This is a genomic window from Rhodococcus sp. 05-339-2, from assembly GCF_002258965.1.
Lineage (GTDB): Bacteria > Actinomycetota > Actinomycetes > Mycobacteriales > Mycobacteriaceae > Rhodococcoides.
On the sequence record NZ_NOYW01000021.1, the window covers coordinates 444545 to 460597 of the forward strand.

Here is a 16053-nt window from a genome sequence, read left to right on the forward strand (position 1 = left end):
GGCATGGACGAATCTGTGCCCGACTCTCGGACCGATCTGACCTGGTTGCGCGGCAGTTCGGTGCTGGTGACCGGAGCCCGCATCTCAGGACTCGCCGTCGTGCGACCACTGCTCGATCTCGGTGCCGTCGTCACGGTCACCGACTCGAATCGCGCCGCGCTGGACGAGGCGTCGAACTCCGGTGCTGCGGTGGTGCTGCAGGACGACCTGCTCGCCGATCCCGCGGCGCTCGCGGCGTTCTCGCTCGTCGTCACCAGTCCGGGGTTTCGACCCGACTCTCCGGTGTTGGCGGCGACCGCGAAGCTGGGCATTCCGGTATGGGGCGATGTCGAGTTGTCCTGGCACGTGGACCGGGTCGAGCTGTACGGACCCCGAACTCGGTGGCTGGTGGTGACCGGCACCAACGGAAAGACGACCACCACCTCGATGCTGGCCTCGATACTCGACGCCGCAGGCATCGAGTCGGTTGCCTGCGGCAACATCGGACTCCCCATCGCCGACGCGTTGCGCGGTTCCCCGCATCCGAGTGTGCTCGCGGTGGAGTTGTCGTCGTTCCAGCTGTTCTGGGCTCCCTCGGTGCGTCCGGCTGCGGGGGTGGTGCTCAACATCGCCGAGGATCATCTGGATTGGCACGGCGGTATGGACGGTTACGTTCAGGCCAAGGCTCGTGCGTTGAACGGCGACGTCGCGGTGGTCGGTCTGGACGACTCCCGGGCGGCGGGGCTGTCGGCCGGGTCTGCCGCGTCGACCGTCGTCGGTTTCCGGTTGGGTGAGCCGGCCTCGGGTGAGCTGGGTGTGCGTGACGGGGTGCTCGTCGACAACGCGTTCGGTGAGAACGTCGATCTTCTCGCTGCGGACGACGTGGAGCCGAGCGGTCCGTCCGGTGTCCTCGATGCGCTCGCGGCAGGCGCGCTCGCACGGTCGATCGGGGTTGAGGCAGGCGCTGTTCGGCTGGGGCTGCAGACCTATCGAGTGGGACCGCATCGTGCAGCGGTGGTGCGCGAGCTGGGTGGGGTGACGTTCATCGACGATTCGAAGGCGACGAACCCGCATGCCGCTCGCTCCTCCATCTCGGCGCACGATCGCGTCGTGTGGATCGCGGGTGGGCTGTTGAAGGGAGCGGTGATCGACGATCTGGTGATCGAGATCGCCGATCGGCTCGTGGCTGCGGTCGTTCTCGGACGCGATGGGATGCAGATCGCAGATGCTTTGGCGCGACACGCGCCCGATGTTCCGGTCGTCAGGCTCCCTTCGGGAGACGATGCTGGTGTGACTCATGGTGCTGAAGATGCTGATGCGGTAATGCGGGCGGTCGTGGCCCACGCGGCCGAACTCGCTGCTCCGGGGGACACGGTCCTGCTGGCCCCGGCTGCCGCGTCACTGGACATGTTCGCCGACTACGGCCACCGCGGCCGTAGCTTCGCCGAGTCGGTCCAGCTCCTCGAAGCCACCGACATCGGATCGCCGCGATCGTGACCGCCGCAGGCCAACCGCCTCGTCCGGCTCGACGCGCCGCCGCTCCACGTACCCGAATCGGCCTGTGGTTCGGCAGGCCGCTCGCGTCCTTCCACCTCATCGTCACGATCGCAGTGCTGCTCACGGTGCTGGGCCTGGTCATGGTCCTGTCGGCGTCGTCCGCCGAATCCTTCGCAGCAGACGAGTCCGGGTACGCCCTCTTCACCCAGCAGCTGATCGGTGTCGCGCTGGGAGTCGTCGCGTTCTACGTCGCTCTCCGGCTGCCGGTTCGGTACCTCAGAAAGCTGTCGTTTCCACTGTTCCTGGTCTCGATCACCATGCTGATGCTGGTGCTCATTCCCGGTATCGGTGCCGAACGCCAGGGTGCACGCCGTTGGTTCGACTTCGGCGTCGTGTCCTTCCAGCCGTCCGAGCTCGCCAAGGTGGCACTGGTTCTGTGGGGTGCCCACCTGTTGGCCTCGCGCCGCAGCGAACACGGCAACATCAAGTCACTGTTGGTGCCGTTGCTGCCCGCGGGACTGCTGATGTGTCTGCTCGTCGTGCTGCAGCCGAACCTCAGTACCGCCATCGCCCTCGGCATCATCCTGGTGGCTCTGCTGTGGTTCGCAGGCCTCAACGCTCGGCTGTTCGGTGCGGTGCTGATGACCGGTCTGGCGCTGGCAACCGTGCTCGCGTTCACCGCCGGTTACCGCTCCAATCGCGTCAAGGCATGGCTGAATCCGGGTGAGGACACCCAGGGCCTGTCGTATCAGTCCACCCAGGCGAAATACTCGCTGGCCGACGGCGGACTGTTCGGTCGCGGGCTCGGACAGAGCCGCGCGAAGTGGAGTTACCTCCCCAACGCGCACAACGACTTCATCTTCGCCATCATCGGCGAGGAACTCGGGATGATCGGCTGCCTGGCGGTCATCGGTTTGTTCGGCCTCTTCGTCTACACCGGCCTGCGCATCGCCATGCGTTCGGTGGATCCGTTCCTGCGTCTGCTGACCGCAGGTGCCACGTGCTGGGTGTTCGGTCAGGCCATGATCAACATCGGCTACGTCGTCGGGCTGCTTCCTGTGACCGGCCTGCAGCTGCCGCTGGTGTCCTACGGTGGTACCTCGACCGCGATCACGCTGCTGATGTTCGGCATCATCGCGAGCGCCGCCCGACACGAACCGGAGGCGATCGCAGCCCTGCACGCGGGGCAGGAGGGCCGTATCGCGCGAGCTCTGAAGCTGCCGCTGCCCGCCGTGTTCTCGCCCAAGCGAGCCGCGATGGCGCGGTCGAAGTCCACCCGCCCCACGCTGGCGGCGCAGGATCGCAAGCGCATCGAGGCCCGTAAGGGCCAAGGCAAGGACGGGCGTGCAGCGAGAGCAGCCGAGCCCGGACGTGCTCGCACGCGGGTCTCCAGTTCACGGACCGACACGATGTCGCCCAGATCGACCGCATATCGGGGCGAGTCACCCCGCGGCAACCCCCGTCGGAGCGAGCCCGTCCGGCGAGAACCCGCCGCGGGATCGCGTTCGGCATACCGTCCGCGGCCGGAACCACAACCCGGCCGCCCGCCTGTCCGCTCGGGTGAGCGAGGATATCGACGGTGAACCAGACATCTCGACCGATTTCCGTCGTGGTCGCCGGGGGCGGGACGGCCGGGCACATCGAGCCCGCGCTCGCTGTGGCCGACGCCTTGCGTGTCCTCGACCCCACCGTCACCGTCACCGCTCTCGGTAGCAGCCGTGGTCTGGAGACGACTCTCGTTCCGGCTCGCGGGTACGCACTCGAACTCATCCCGCCCGTTCCGCTGCCCCGCAAACCCACCGTCGACCTGCTCAAGTTGCCGCTTCGCGTCGTGCGATCGGTGCGACGCACCCGCGAGATCTTTGCGGCCGTCGAGGCGGACGTGCTCGTCGGATTCGGCGGCTACGTCGCGTTGCCGGCCTATCTCGCGGCCCGTGGTCGATTGTTCGGCCGTGGCGGCCGAATACCTGTGGTCATCCACGAGGCGAACGCGCGAGCGGGCATCGCCAACAAGGTCGGTGCCCGGTCGGCCGAGCGGGTGCTCGCCGCGGTCGAGGGCTCGGGGATCGCCGCGCGCGGTGCTGCCGACGCCGATGTGATCGGAATTCCCGTGCGTCCCACCATCACCGGCCTCGATCGGGCTGCCGTCCGCGCGGAGGCTCGCGCTCACTTCGGCCTGCCCGAGAGCGGTCCGGTGCTGTTGGTGTTCGGCGGCTCGCAGGGGGCCCGATCGCTCAACGACGCGGTGTCCGGAGCCTCGGCGGCCCTCGCCGCAGCCGGCATTTCGGTTCTGCATGCTCACGGTCCGAAGAACTCGCTCGACGTCGAGCAACGTGATCCGGACGCGCCGTACGTCGCGGTGCCGTACATCGACCGGATGGATCTGGCGTATGCGGCTGCGGACCTGGCGATCTGCCGGTCCGGTGCCATGACGGTCGCCGAGGTGTCCGCGACCGGTCTGCCTGCCGTCTACGTACCCCTACCGCACGGCAACGGCGAGCAGGAACTCAACGCCCGTCCTGTGGTCGACGCCGGAGGTGGCATTCTGGTATCCGATGCGACACTGACCGAGCGGTACGTGAGCGAGACGGTTGTCTCGTTGTTGGCCGACACCGAACGAATTGCCACCATGTCTCGTGCCGCCGCCGGTGCCGGGCACAAGGGCGCAGCGGCTGCCGTCGCGCAGATCGTGCTCGATACCGCGCACGCGGCGCGGCGCTGAGCCCGGCGGCGGCGAGCATGAGAAGAGAACGAGGGAGACGTCCGCGTGACAACTGAGGGTGCGATGTCGAATCTGCCGACAGAGCTCGAACGAGTACACATGGTGGGCATCGGTGGTGCCGGAATGTCCGGCATCGCGCGGATCCTGCTGGCGCGCGGGGGACAGGTGTCGGGTTCGGATGCCAAGGAATCGCGCGGCGTGCTCGCACTGCGCGCACGCGGTGCCCAGGTCCGCATCGGTCACGACGCCGGTGCCCTCGACATGATCGAGGGCGGACCCACCGTGGTGGTGACGACCCACGCCGCGATTCCCAAGACCAATCCCGAACTCGTCGAAGCGCGTGAACGCGGAATCCCGGTGGTGTTGCGGCCGGCTGTGCTGTCCTCGCTCATGCAGGGATACCGCACGTTGTTGGTCTCGGGAACGCACGGAAAGACGTCGACGACCTCGATGCTGGTGGTCGCGCTCCAGCACTGCGGGTTCGATCCGTCGTTCGCCGTAGGGGGAGAGCTGAACGAGGCCGGCACCAACGCCCATCACGGCAGCGGCGACGTGTTCGTGGCCGAGGCGGACGAGAGCGACGGCTCGCTGCTTCAGTACAGCGCCGACGTCATCATCGTGACCAACATCGAGGCCGATCATCTGGACCACTTCGGCACCACCGAGGCCTACGTTCAGGTGTTCGACGACTTCGCTGGGCTCCTGGGTCCCGGCGGTGTACTCGTGGCGTGCATGGACGACCCGGGTTCGGCGGCGCTCGCTCGACGTGTGGTCGAGCGCGACCTTCCGGGCGTGAAGGTGTTGGGTTACGGGTCCTCGGATGTCGACGCCGGTCCCGTCGAGATGGCCGTTCGACTGCTGGCATGGGAGCCCGAGGACATCGGCGGCGTCGCGCAGTTGCAGATCGCAGGCGAGGACGCGGCCCGCACCGTACGGCTCGGCGTCCCCGGCCGGCACACAGCACTCAACGCGCTGGCGGCGTTCGTCGCGGCGCGTCAGGTCGGTGCCGGAGTCGAGGAACTGCTGGCCGGACTCACCGGTTTCGGCGGCGTGCATCGGCGCTTCCAGTTCACCGGACGTGAGCACGGCGTGCGCGTGTTCGACGATTACGCGCACCACCCCACCGAGGTGCGCGCGGTGCTGACGGCCGCGCAGGCTCTCGTTGCAGGCCAGGACCGTTCGGGTCACGAGCCGGGACGGGTGGTGGTGGTGTTCCAGCCGCATCTGTACTCGCGGACCGCGACGTTCGCCGAGGAATTCGGTGCCGCGCTGTCCCTGGCCGACGAGATCGTCGTGCTCGACGTCTACGGCGCACGTGAGGAACCGTTGCCGGGGGTGACGGGGGCACTGGTTGCCGCTTCGGTGACCAAGCCGGTGAACTACCAGCCGGATCTGTCGTTGGTGGCCAAGCAGGTCGCCCATCTGAGTCTGCCCGGCGATGTCGTCATCACGATGGGCGCGGGTGACGTGACCATGCTCGGCGGACCGATTCTCGATGCGCTTCGCTCGAAGACCGATTTCGGTGCTGCGACCGGCCGCGGGGTACCGAAGGATCGGCCGTCGACGTGAGTCGTCGCTCCGATCGAGTCCGTTCTTCGAGGTCGGGAACAGCTGCAGGAGAAGGTGATTCGTCGGCCGCGGTCACCGACAAGCAGGCACGCGCGCTGGCGCGCGAGCAGGAGCGCGAACGGGTGAAGCGGTCGCGGCGCAAGGCCTTGGCCATCGCCCTGGCACTGGTGGTCGTCGTGGTGGGATCGGCTGCGCTGGTGTACTTCACACCGCTGTTGTCCGTACGCACCATTGCGGTCGCGGGAGCGTCGTCGGTGTCCGAGCAGGAGATCCTCGATCGGCTCGACGTACCCGTCGGCCTTCCGCTGGTTCGGGTGGACACGGCGGCTGCGGCGCAACGGGTGGCCACGATTCCGGCGCTGGCCACGGTCCGTGTGCAACGGAAGTATCCGTCCACTGTGCAGGTGACGGTGGAGGAGCGGGTTCCGGTGGCGTTCTTCGATTCTCCGGACGGCACCCATCTCCTCGATTCGACCGGGGTCGATTTCGCGATCGCGCCGCCACCGCCCGGGGTGGTGCGTCTGGTGACCGACAACCCGGTGTTCGGTGATCCGGTGACGAAAGATGCACTGGCGGTTCTCGATACGTTGCCACCGCTGCTGCGCGATCAGACAGGAGAGCTGCGGGCGAGCACGTTGTCCGACATCTCCATCCTGCTGCTCGACGGGCGCACCGTGGTGTGGGGCAGCAAGGACGACTCCGAACGGAAGGCCGCGGTGGCCATCGCCCTGCTGTCCCAGCCCGGCCAGATCTTCGACGTGTCGAGTCCGGATCTGCCCACCACCAAATAGTTTCGACGCGTCGGCGGGATTTTCTCGCGCGGCGTCGGCGCGCCTAATGGCGATAGTCGTCGGCGATGAATAGCGTTTCGACCAGTTCAGTACTTGACATAACTCTAAGCCTGTGGTTTAGGTTGAGGGTTTTCCACATTTCACGCAACAATCCACGGAAGGCGAGAGCCCATGACGCCCCCGCACAACTACCTCGCCGTAATCAAGGTCGTCGGCATCGGCGGCGGCGGCGTGAACGCGGTCAACCGCATGATCGAACAGGGACTCAAGGGAGTCGAGTTCATCGCGGTCAACACCGACGCTCAGGCCTTGCTGATGAGTGACGCAGACGTCAAGCTCGACGTCGGTCGCGAACTGACCCGCGGACTCGGCGCTGGTGCCGATCCCGAGGTGGGCCGCCGCGCAGCGGACGACCACAAGGACGAGATCGAAGAGGTGCTCAAGGGTGCCGACATGGTGTTCGTCACCGCAGGCGAGGGCGGCGGAACCGGTACCGGTGGCGCTCCCGTCGTCGCCAACATCGCTCGTAAGCTCGGTGCGCTGACCGTCGGTGTCGTCACCCGGCCGTTCTCCTTCGAGGGCAAGCGGCGCGGTGGCCAGGCCGACACGGGCATCCAGCAGCTCCGTGAGTCCTGCGACACGCTCATCGTCATCCCCAACGATCGACTGCTCCAGCTCGGTGACGCCGCAGTCAGCCTCATGGACGCGTTCCGCAGCGCCGACGAGGTACTGCTCAACGGCGTCCAGGGCATCACCGACCTGATCACCACTCCCGGTCTGATCAACGTCGACTTCGCGGACGTCAAGGGCGTGATGTCCGGTGCAGGCAGTGCATTGATGGGCATCGGATCCTCACGCGGCGAGGGTCGAGCCATCAAGGCGGCCGAATCGGCGATCAACTCGCCGCTGCTCGAAGCCTCGATGGAAGGCGCTCGCGGAGTGCTGCTCTCGATCGCCGGTGGATCCGACCTGGGTCTGTTCGAGATCAACGAGGCTGCCTCGCTGGTGCAGGAAGCCGCGCACATCGACGCCAACATCATCTTCGGCACCGTGATCGACGACTCGCTCGGTGACGAGGTCCGCGTGACCGTCATCGCCGCAGGCTTCGACGGCGGAACCCCGACGCGGCGTCCGGTGGAAGCGGCCACCTCCACACGTGGCCCGATCGGATCGGCTCGCTCGGGCGAGGTGTCGTCGCGGTCGAGCGACAGTTCGGACGGTGCGGTGTTCCGCGACCCGGTCGGCGCTCCGAGCGGTAGCAGTCTGCCGCCACTGAACTCGTCGAGTTCGTCCAATCGTGAATCGTCGAGCCGCGAATCCGCAGCCGGTTACGGCCGTGACTCGGCCGGCCAGGGCCGTGAGTCCGTCGGTTCCGGCCGTCGCGTGCCCATCGCCGAGGACGAGGGCGAAGACGACGTCGATGTGCCGTCCTTCATGCGGCGGTGAGTGACACCTCATCCCCAGGTCCGTTTCGGGTCCGACGCGTCTCGACGACGCGAGCGGGTGGCGTCTCGGCACCTCCGTTCGACACGTTCAACCTCGGTGACCACGTCGGTGACGACCCCGCTGCGGTGGAGGCCAACCGTCGACGCCTCGGCGATCGATTGGGCATGGGGCTCGAACGGCTCGTCTTCATGGAGCAGGTCCACGGACGCACCGTCACGGTGGTCGACGGTCCGGTGACCGAGCCGCTACCGATGACCGATGCGTTGGTGACGACGCACCGCGATCTCGGCTTGGTGGTGTTGACTGCCGACTGCGTGCCGGTGCTGCTCTCCGACGAGGAGGCCGGAGTGATCGCCGCCGTGCATGCCGGACGGGTCGGAGCCCGCATCGGCATCGTTCCCCGCGTGTTGGCCGCCATGGTCGAGCTGGGTGCGGTTCCGGCGCGGATCGGCGCGTTTCTGGGTCCGGCCGCGAGCGGTCGCCAGTACGAGGTGCCCGCGTCCATGCGAGCGGACGTCGACAAGCATCTGCCCGGCAGCGCGACGACAACCGTCCGCCACACGCCCGGGCTCGACATTCCCGCCGGTATCCGGGCTCAACTGCTCGCCGCGGGCGTGTCCGCGGTGGCCCAGGATCCGCGCTGCACGATCGAGGACCGGACGTTGTTCAGTCACCGGCGCGAAGGATCGACCGGCCGAATTGCCAGCGTCGTCTGGATGGACAGCACATCCCCAGGTGATCGGCCCGAATCGGCCGATCGGTGAACGGGCAGGGAAGGTTGTCATGAGCGAACTCAGCGGCACTGCGTCGGGTACCGGCAGGGCGCAGGAGATCGAGACGGCGTTGACGTCGGTACGCGAGCGGTTGCATCGCGCGTGTGTCGACGCGGGCCGGTCGCCTGCCGATGTGGCTCTGCTCCCGGTGACGAAGTTCTTCCCTGCGTCGGATGTACGGATCCTGTACGACCTCGGATGCCGCGATTTCGGAGAGTCGCGGGAGCAGGACGCGTCTCCCAAGGTCGCCGAGACGGCCGACGACTTCATCGGCGATCCACCCCGGTGGCACATGATCGGGCACCTGCAGCGAAACAAGGCCAAGTCGGTCGCCGCGTGGGCACACTCCATCCATTCCGTGGACAGTGCGCGGTTGGTGACTGCTCTGTCGAAGGCGACAACGGCGGCATTGGACGAGGGTGTGCGCCGGACCGAACTCGACGTGATCGTCCAGGTCAGTCTCGATGGGGACGTGCATCGCGGAGGCGTCGAACGCGACGAACTGCACGCGCTCGCCGACGCGGTGGCCGACGCGTCCGGGTTGCGGTTGGCGGGGTTGATGGCGGTGCCGCCGCTCGACGCCGATCCGGACGCCGCATTCGCCGACCTCGAGAGTCTGCATCGTCGACTGTCGGCCGATCATCCCGGAGCGCTCGAGCTGTCCGCGGGCATGACCGGAGACCTGGAAGCTGCTGTGCGCCACGGATCGACGTGCGTGCGTGTCGGTACCGCAATACTCGGCGCGCGGCCGATAGCCTCGCAATAACAGTCCATGGATCACATCAGTCACAACAGACACTTGCGAACCTGGAGATGGACAGTAGACACACCGCCACGGAAGGCAGAACGATGAGCACCCTGCACAAGTTCAAGGCGTACTTCGGCATGGTTCCGCTCGCCGACTACGAGGACGACTACCTCGACGATCCGGACACGCGACGCAGCTCCCGTGGTGGTCGCGACAGCTACGACGACATCGACGAGCGTGAGTTCGTGAAGCCGTCCTTCGGTGGATCGCGGCATGCGCAGGTCGAGGACGACTACGACGATTACGAGGCACCCCGTCCGGCGGCAACGCTGGCACCGATCGGTGGACGAGGCCGTGGCGCGGCACCGACCACGCGAGGTGCGGCAACCAGAGGAGCGCTCGCCATGGACACTCGGATGGATGTGCGCGCGGAGACCCGACGCAGCCCGATCGTCGACGACGGCGGCCCCCTCTCGAAGATCACCACGCTCCGACCGCGTGATTACAGCGAGGCTCGCACCATCGGTGAGCGCTTCCGCGACGGCACTCCGGTCATCATGGACCTGGTCGAGATGAGCAACGCGGACGCCAAGCGACTGGTCGATTTCGCTGCCGGGCTCGCCTTCGCGCTGCGCGGTTCGTTCGACAAGGTAGCGACGAAGGTCTTCCTGCTCTCGCCGGCCGACGTCGACGTCTCACCGCAGGAGCGCAGGCGGATCGCCGAGACCGGTTTCTACAGCCAGCAGTGAGACATTTGCTGTTCGGAGCGGTAGTTCAGGGCTGTGACCAGCGCGCTTTGCTCAGCCCGGCGAAGTCAGGCAGAGTATAGCCGTGATCGTGTTCACGGTGATCAACATCGTATTGTTTCTTTTTTGGCTCCTTCTCATCGGTCGAATCATCGTCGAGTTCATCAGGACTTTCGCGAGAGATTGGCAACCGACCGGGTTGGTCGTCATCGTGCTCGAGGCGATCTTCACCGTCACCGACCCGCCGGTGAAGTTCCTCCGGAAAATAATTCCGCCGCTCAACCTCGGTGGAGTGCGACTGGACCTGTCCATCATGGTCCTGCTGTTCGTGGTCTTCATCGCGTGGAATGTGACCAGTGGTCTCGCGGCCTGAGGCCGCAGATGAAATGTTAGAACGCGGGACCCAGCGCATGCTGCGTGTCCTGTGTGACAGAATGGACGCCAGTTACAGTTTGATTGTTCTGCACTCGCGCGGAATGGCATATAACTGAATGCTTGCTCTACCGCCCCAAGACGCGTGAAGGGATCCTTCCATGCCGCTGACTCCAGCTGATGTGCACAATGTCGCGTTCAGCAAGCCGCCCATCGGTAAGCGCGGTTACAACGAAGACGAGGTCGACGCTTTTCTCGACCTCGTCGAGCAAGAGTTGTCGCGACTGATCGAAGAGAACGCCGACCTACGCCAGCGGGTCGGTGAGCTCGATCAGGAGCTTGCGGACGCCAAGAGCGCTGCGCGGCAGAGCCCGCAACCGGCTCAGGCCGCGGCACCGAAGGCCGAGCCGCAGCGCCCGGTGGATCCCCCCAAGCCACCGCCCGTGGTGCAGCAGCCCGCGCCGGTCGCGCCCGTTGCAGCAGCTCCGCAGCAGAGCGGCGACTCCAACATGCAGGCCGCCAAGATTCTCGGCCTCGCTCAGGAGATGGCCGATCGTCTCACCGGTGACGCCAAGTCGGAGTCCGAGCAGCTGCTCGGCAATGCGCGCACCAACGCCGAGCGTCTGGTGTCGGATGCACGGACCCGTTCCGAGTCGATGATGGCCGAGGCTCGCCAGAAGTCCGAGTCGCTGTTGTCCGACGCGCAGACCCGGTCCGAGACCCAGCTGCGTCAGGCCAAGGAGAAGGCCGACGCGCTGCAGGCCGACGCCGAGCGCAAGCACACCGAGATCATGGCGACGATCAACCAGCAGCGTTCGGTGCTGGAAGGTCGAATCGAGCAGCTCAAGACGTTCGAGCGCGAGTACCGCGTGCGGCTCAAGTCCTACCTCGAATCGCAGCTCGAAGAACTCGAGAACCGTTCCTCGGCGCTGCCGGTGGACAACGGGCAGGATAATTTCAACCAGGACAATCAGTCCTCGGGGTACAGCCAGTCGTACGCCAAGGGCAACTGACGCACCACCGACCTCCGACGCTGTCGATCGTGGACAGCGTCGGATCAGGTTGTCGCGTCGAGTGGTGAGCGAGGAATCGGTGTGTTGGTCCTGACTCTCGGCGCGGCTGCGATCGGTTTCGGCTTTCTGGTTCTCGCCCTGATGACGGGATCCGTCGTCTGGGCCTGGGCGTGCATCGCCGTCTGCATCGTGGGTGCTGTTCTACTTCTGGTCGGCGCGCTCACGGGTCGACGACCGCCGCCCGAGCTCGACAGGTAGCATCACGATTCGCAGGTGTCAGATTCACAGGTGTCAGATTCAACGGCGTCGATCCGGCCATCACCGGGGAGCTTTCGGAAGAACGACGTCGGTACGAAGCACCCAGGTGCTTGGGAACGGTGTTCAGTAGAACCGAACGGGTGAGCCCGTCACAGCTCGTCTGGAGTGGCGCACTCCGACGATACGGTCGTCGAGAGCGTGCAAGCGGGGTGGTACCGCGGTATCGGGCGTACGAATCGCCCGGATGTCGTCCCCGTGCCAACTTTGCGTCGCGTCTGAGACGTGGCCGGCACGGAGGAGACTTGACATGACAGATGCAACCGAACGTCCGAACTCGGGGTCCTACCCATTGGTGGACCTCGCCGAGGGCCGCTCGGGCAGCGTCCCGTTCCCGGATCTCGAGCGCATCGTTCTGCACGAGTGGGCCGAGGACGGCACCTTTCGTGCCAGCATCGACAATCGAGCAGGTGCGGACGAGTTCGTCTTCTACGACGGCCCTCCCTTCGCGAACGGCCTGCCGCACTACGGTCACCTGCTCACCGGCTACGTCAAGGACCTCGTCCCGCGATTCCAGACGATGCGGGGCAAGAAGGTCGAGCGTCGCTTCGGGTGGGATTGCCACGGTCTGCCCGCAGAGCTCGAAGCGGAGAAGCAGCTCGGCATCAAGGACAAGTCCGAGATCGACGAGATGGGCCTGGCGAAGTTCAACGCCTACTGCAAGCAGTCGGTACTCCAGTACACCGACGAGTGGCGGGACTACGTCACCCGGCAGGCGCGATGGGTCGACTTCGACAACGACTACAAGACCCTCGACGTCGACTTCATGGAGTCGGTCATGTGGGCGTTCAAGACGCTGCACGACAAGGGCCTGATCTACCAGGGATACCGGGTGCTGCCGTACAGCTGGTACGAGCAGACACCGCTGTCCAATCAGGAGACCCGCCTGGACGACGCCTACAAGATGCGTCAGGATCCCGCGGTCACCGTCACGATGCCGTTGACGGCTCCCGGCTCGCCCCTGGACGGTGCGAACGCGCTGATCTGGACCACCACGCCCTGGACCCTTCCGTCGAACTTGGCGATCGCGGTGCACCCGGAGGTGCAGTACCTGCAGGTGCGAGGCGCGGACGGTGAGCGTTACGTGCTTGCCGCTGCACGTCTTTCGCACTACGCGAAGGAACTGGGGGAGGAGCCGGAGGTGCTCTCGGAGCACACCGGTGCCGAGTTGGTCGGGCTGTCCTACACACCTCCATACGATTTCTTTCTCGGCCACGAGAACTCGCACCGTGTGCTAGAGGCCGACTACGTCACCACCGATTCGGGCACCGGAATCGTCCACCTCGCACCGGCTTTCGGTGAGGAGGACATGGACGTCGCCACCGCGAACGGTATCGAGGTGGTGCAACCGCTCGACGCGGGCGGAAAGTTCACCTCGCTGGTGCCGCCGTACGAGGGTCTGATGGTGTTCGACGCCAACCCGGTGATCATCAAGGATCTCAAGGCCTCGGGTCGGTTGCTGCGGCACGAGACCATCGAGCACTCGTACCCGCACAGCTGGCGCAGTGGTCAGCCCCTGATCTACATGGCGGTGCCGTCGTGGTTCGTCGCGGTCACCAAGTTCCGTGATCGGATGGTCGAGCTGAACCAGGAGATCACCTGGGTTCCCGAGCACATCAAGGACGGCCAGTTCGGCAAGTGGCTCGAAGGTGCACGCGACTGGAACATCAGCCGAAACCGTTACTGGGGCAGCCCGATCCCGGCGTGGACCTCCGACGACCCGGCCTACCCGCGTCTGGACGTGTACGGCAGCCTGGACGAGCTCGAGCGTGATTTCGGCGTGCGACCGACCGATCTGCACCGCCCGTACATCGACGAGTTGACCCGGCCCAACCCGGACGATCCGACCGGCAAGTCGACGATGCGTCGCGTCCCCGAGGTGTTGGACTGCTGGTTCGAGTCGGGCTCGATGCCGTACGCGCAGGTTCATTTCCCGTTCGAGAACGAGGAGTGGTTCTCCACACACAACCCGGGCGATTTCATCGTCGAGTACAACGGCCAGACGCGAGGCTGGTTCTACACCCTGCACGTGCTGGCGACCGCGCTGTTCGATCGCCCGGCGTTCAAGACCGTTGCCGCACACGGCATCGTGCTCGGTGACGACGGACTGAAGATGAGCAAGTCCAAGGGTAACTACCCCGACGTCAAGGAGGTCTTCGACCGCGACGGCTCCGACGCCATGCGGTGGTTCCTGATGTCCTCACCGATCCTGCGCGGCGGCAACCTCATCGTCACCGAGCAGGGTATCCGCGAAGGCGTTCGCCAGGCATTGCTGCCGATCTGGAATGCGTGGAGCTTCTTGCAGCTCTACGCGTCGAAGCCAGGGCAGTGGCGAACCGATTCGCCGAACGTGCTCGATCGCTACGTACTGGCCAAGCTGTCGGCCACCCGCGACGCGATCACCGATGCGCTCGAGGGCAACGACATCGCCGGTGCCTGCGACGAGCTGCGCACGTTCTGCGATGCACTGACCAATTGGTATGTGCGCCGGTCGCGTTCGCGGTTTTGGAGCGAGGACGCCGACGCCATCGACACCCTGCACACCGTGCTCGAGGTGCTCACTCGCATCGCAGCCCCGCTGTTGCCGCTGATCAGCGAAGTGGTGTGGCGTGGACTGACCGGTGGCCGCTCGGTGCACCTGACCGACTGGCCCGAGGCAGGCGAACTGCCGTCGGATCCCGAACTCGTCGAGAGCATGGACGAGGTCCGCACCGTGTGCTCCACGGTGCTGGGTCTGCGCAAGGCCCAGAATCTGCGCGTGCGGTTGCCGCTGCCCGAGGTGACGGTCGCAGCCGCCGATGCGGAGCGGCTGCGTCCGTTCGTCGACATCATCTCCGACGAGGTCAACGTCAAGAAGGTCGATCTCACCGAGGACGTCGCCGTACACGGAAAGTTCGAGCTCGTCGTCAATGCCCGTGCCGCGGGCCCGCGTATCGGCAAGGACGTCCAGACGGTCATCAAGGCCGTCAAGGCAGGTGATTGGTCGGAGGACGCCGACGGAGTCGTCAGTGCGGCAGGCATCGCGTTGCTACCGGAGGAGTACACGCGCAAACTCGTTGCCGCCGAGCCCGAATCGACGGCACCGTTGCCAGGAAACGCCGGACTGGTCGTGCTCGATTCCGCCGTCACCGAGGAGCTCGAGGCGGAGGGCTGGGCCAAGGACCGCATCCGTGAACTCCAGGACGCCCGTCGCAATCACGGATTCGAGGTCTCGGATCGAATCGACATCGTCATCGACGTCCCCGAACATCGGCAGGCGTGGCTCGACACTCATCGTGATCTGATCGCAGGCGAGGTGCTCGCGCTCTCGCTGGTCGACGGACACGTGGGGGACGACGGCAACGATCTCGGCGAGGGAGTGCGAGCAGCGATCACCAAGTCGTCATGATAGACGGCGACGCCTCGGTCGACGCCGTTCGTGAGCTTCTCGCCGAAGCTCACGGCGGCGTCGTGCCCATCGTCGCCGCGGGTCACCCGGTTCTGCGGTCGAGGGTCGTGCCGTACGCCGGGCAGCTCGACTCCGAGACTTTCGGGGAGTTGATCGAGGTGATGCGCGCAACCATGCACGACGCGCCCGGTGTCGGTCTGGCTGCCCCGCAGATCGGTATTCCGTTGCAGATCGCGGTGATCGAGGACCTGTACGAGGTAGGAGCGGACGTCGCCCGCGTCCGAGAGCGCACGCCGCTTCCGTTCCGGGTACTGATCAATCCGCGGTACACCCCGGTCGGGACGCGGACGGCGGACTTCTACGAGGGATGTCTCAGTGTTCCCGGCTACCAGGCGGTCGTCACCCGAGCGGCGGAAGTCCGGCTCGAATGCACCGACGAGACCGGGCGCGCGATCGACGAGGTGGTCAGCGGTTGGCCGGCGAGGATCGTGGCCCACGAGACCGATCACCTCCACGGCACCCTGTACGTCGATACCGCCCACACTCGATCGCTGACCACCAACGAGACCTACGGCGAACTGTGGTCGGATCCCACACCCGAACGCGCCGCGCACGCTCTCGGATTCGCCACCGACGACCGTCGTTGACAACCGTGCCCGATACCGCCGACCACACCCTGCGGAGTCGTCGATGG

The 16053-nt window shown here is 66.0% G+C and carries 14 protein-coding genes; all 14 read left to right on the forward strand.

Annotation, left to right across the window (positions count from 1 at the left end):
• Window positions 1-3 precede the first annotated feature (3 nt).
• The 14 genes from murD (at window position 4) to CH273_RS26655 (ending at window position 16006) form a co-directional block, all read left to right on the forward strand.
• A complete protein-coding gene (murD, locus tag CH273_RS26595; RefSeq protein WP_032394384.1) occupies window positions 4-1476 on the forward strand; it encodes a UDP-N-acetylmuramoyl-L-alanine--D-glutamate ligase in 1473 nt (490 codons plus the stop codon).
• The gene (ftsW, locus tag CH273_RS26600) at window positions 1473-3059 is read left to right on the forward strand and encodes a putative lipid II flippase FtsW (RefSeq protein WP_032394383.1); all 1587 of its coding nucleotides are present in this window, start codon (window positions 1473-1475) and stop codon (window positions 3057-3059) included. The genes murD and ftsW overlap by 4 nt, the downstream gene beginning before the upstream one ends.
• Window positions 3056-4198 carry an undecaprenyldiphospho-muramoylpentapeptide beta-N-acetylglucosaminyltransferase gene (gene murG, locus CH273_RS26605; RefSeq protein WP_218829589.1) on the forward strand — a complete coding sequence of 381 codons (1143 nt, stop codon included), beginning with the start codon at window positions 3056-3058 and terminating at the stop codon, window positions 4196-4198. Before ftsW ends, murG begins: the two co-directional genes overlap by 4 nt.
• Window positions 4199-4261: 63 nt before the next feature.
• Window positions 4262-5767, forward strand: coding sequence for a UDP-N-acetylmuramate--L-alanine ligase (murC, locus tag CH273_RS26610; protein WP_052049322.1), 1506 nt, complete (start codon window positions 4262-4264; stop codon window positions 5765-5767).
• Window positions 5764-6558, forward strand: a complete 795-nt coding sequence (locus tag CH273_RS26615) for a cell division protein FtsQ/DivIB (RefSeq protein WP_082322386.1) — start codon at window positions 5764-5766, stop codon at window positions 6556-6558. The genes murC and CH273_RS26615 overlap by 4 nt, the downstream gene beginning before the upstream one ends.
• 171 nt (window positions 6559-6729) lie before the next feature.
• Window positions 6730-8004, forward strand: a complete 1275-nt coding sequence (ftsZ, locus tag CH273_RS26620; RefSeq protein WP_032394382.1) for a cell division protein FtsZ — start codon at window positions 6730-6732, stop codon at window positions 8002-8004.
• A complete protein-coding gene (pgeF, locus tag CH273_RS26625) occupies window positions 8001-8768 on the forward strand; it encodes a peptidoglycan editing factor PgeF (protein ID WP_032394381.1) in 768 nt (255 codons plus the stop codon). Before ftsZ ends, pgeF begins: the two co-directional genes overlap by 4 nt.
• Window positions 8769-8787: 19 nt before the next feature.
• Window positions 8788-9543 carry a YggS family pyridoxal phosphate-dependent enzyme gene (locus CH273_RS26630; RefSeq protein ID WP_032394694.1) on the forward strand — a complete coding sequence of 252 codons (756 nt, stop codon included), beginning with the start codon at window positions 8788-8790 and terminating at the stop codon, window positions 9541-9543.
• Window positions 9544-9626: 83 nt separating this feature from the next.
• Window positions 9627-10274, forward strand: coding sequence for a cell division protein SepF (locus CH273_RS26635; protein ID WP_032394380.1), 648 nt, complete (start codon window positions 9627-9629; stop codon window positions 10272-10274).
• Between the two features lie 82 nt (window positions 10275-10356).
• Entirely contained in the window at window positions 10357-10644 is a 288-nt protein-coding gene (locus tag CH273_RS26640) for a YggT family protein (RefSeq protein WP_032394379.1), read from the forward strand.
• Window positions 10645-10804: 160 nt separating this feature from the next.
• Window positions 10805-11656, forward strand: coding sequence for a DivIVA-like cell division protein Wag31 (gene wag31, locus CH273_RS26645; protein WP_032394378.1), 852 nt, complete (start codon window positions 10805-10807; stop codon window positions 11654-11656).
• 81 nt (window positions 11657-11737) lie between these two features.
• Window positions 11738-11914 (forward strand): hypothetical protein, encoded by a 177-nt coding sequence (locus CH273_RS27895; RefSeq protein WP_032394377.1) that lies wholly within the window; start codon window positions 11738-11740, stop codon window positions 11912-11914.
• 307 nt (window positions 11915-12221) lie between these two features.
• Window positions 12222-15359: an isoleucine--tRNA ligase gene (ileS, locus tag CH273_RS26650; protein WP_032394376.1), complete on the forward strand. Its 3138-nt coding sequence runs from the start codon at window positions 12222-12224 to the stop codon at window positions 15357-15359.
• Window positions 15356-16006, forward strand: a complete 651-nt coding sequence (locus tag CH273_RS26655; protein WP_032394375.1) for a peptide deformylase — start codon at window positions 15356-15358, stop codon at window positions 16004-16006. Before ileS ends, CH273_RS26655 begins: the two co-directional genes overlap by 4 nt.
• Window positions 16007-16053 lie beyond the last annotated feature (47 nt).

Excerpts from the sequence above, each read along its gene's own strand:
- murD (WP_032394384.1), top strand. The coding sequence starts at position 4 with ATGGACGAATCTGTGCCCGACTCTCGGACCGATCTGACCTGGTTGCGC.
- ileS (WP_032394376.1), top strand. The coding sequence starts at position 12,222 with ATGACAGATGCAACCGAACGTCCGAACTCGGGGTCCTACCCATTGGTG.
- murC (WP_052049322.1), top strand. The coding sequence starts at position 4,262 with ATGTCGAATCTGCCGACAGAGCTCGAACGAGTACACATGGTGGGCATC.
- ftsZ (WP_032394382.1), top strand. The coding sequence starts at position 6,730 with ATGACGCCCCCGCACAACTACCTCGCCGTAATCAAGGTCGTCGGCATC.
- CH273_RS26655 (WP_032394375.1), top strand. The coding sequence starts at position 15,356 with ATGATAGACGGCGACGCCTCGGTCGACGCCGTTCGTGAGCTTCTCGCC.
- wag31 (WP_032394378.1), top strand. The coding sequence starts at position 10,805 with ATGCCGCTGACTCCAGCTGATGTGCACAATGTCGCGTTCAGCAAGCCG.
- CH273_RS26630 (WP_032394694.1), top strand. The coding sequence starts at position 8,788 with ATGAGCGAACTCAGCGGCACTGCGTCGGGTACCGGCAGGGCGCAGGAG.
- CH273_RS26635 (WP_032394380.1), top strand. The coding sequence starts at position 9,627 with ATGAGCACCCTGCACAAGTTCAAGGCGTACTTCGGCATGGTTCCGCTC.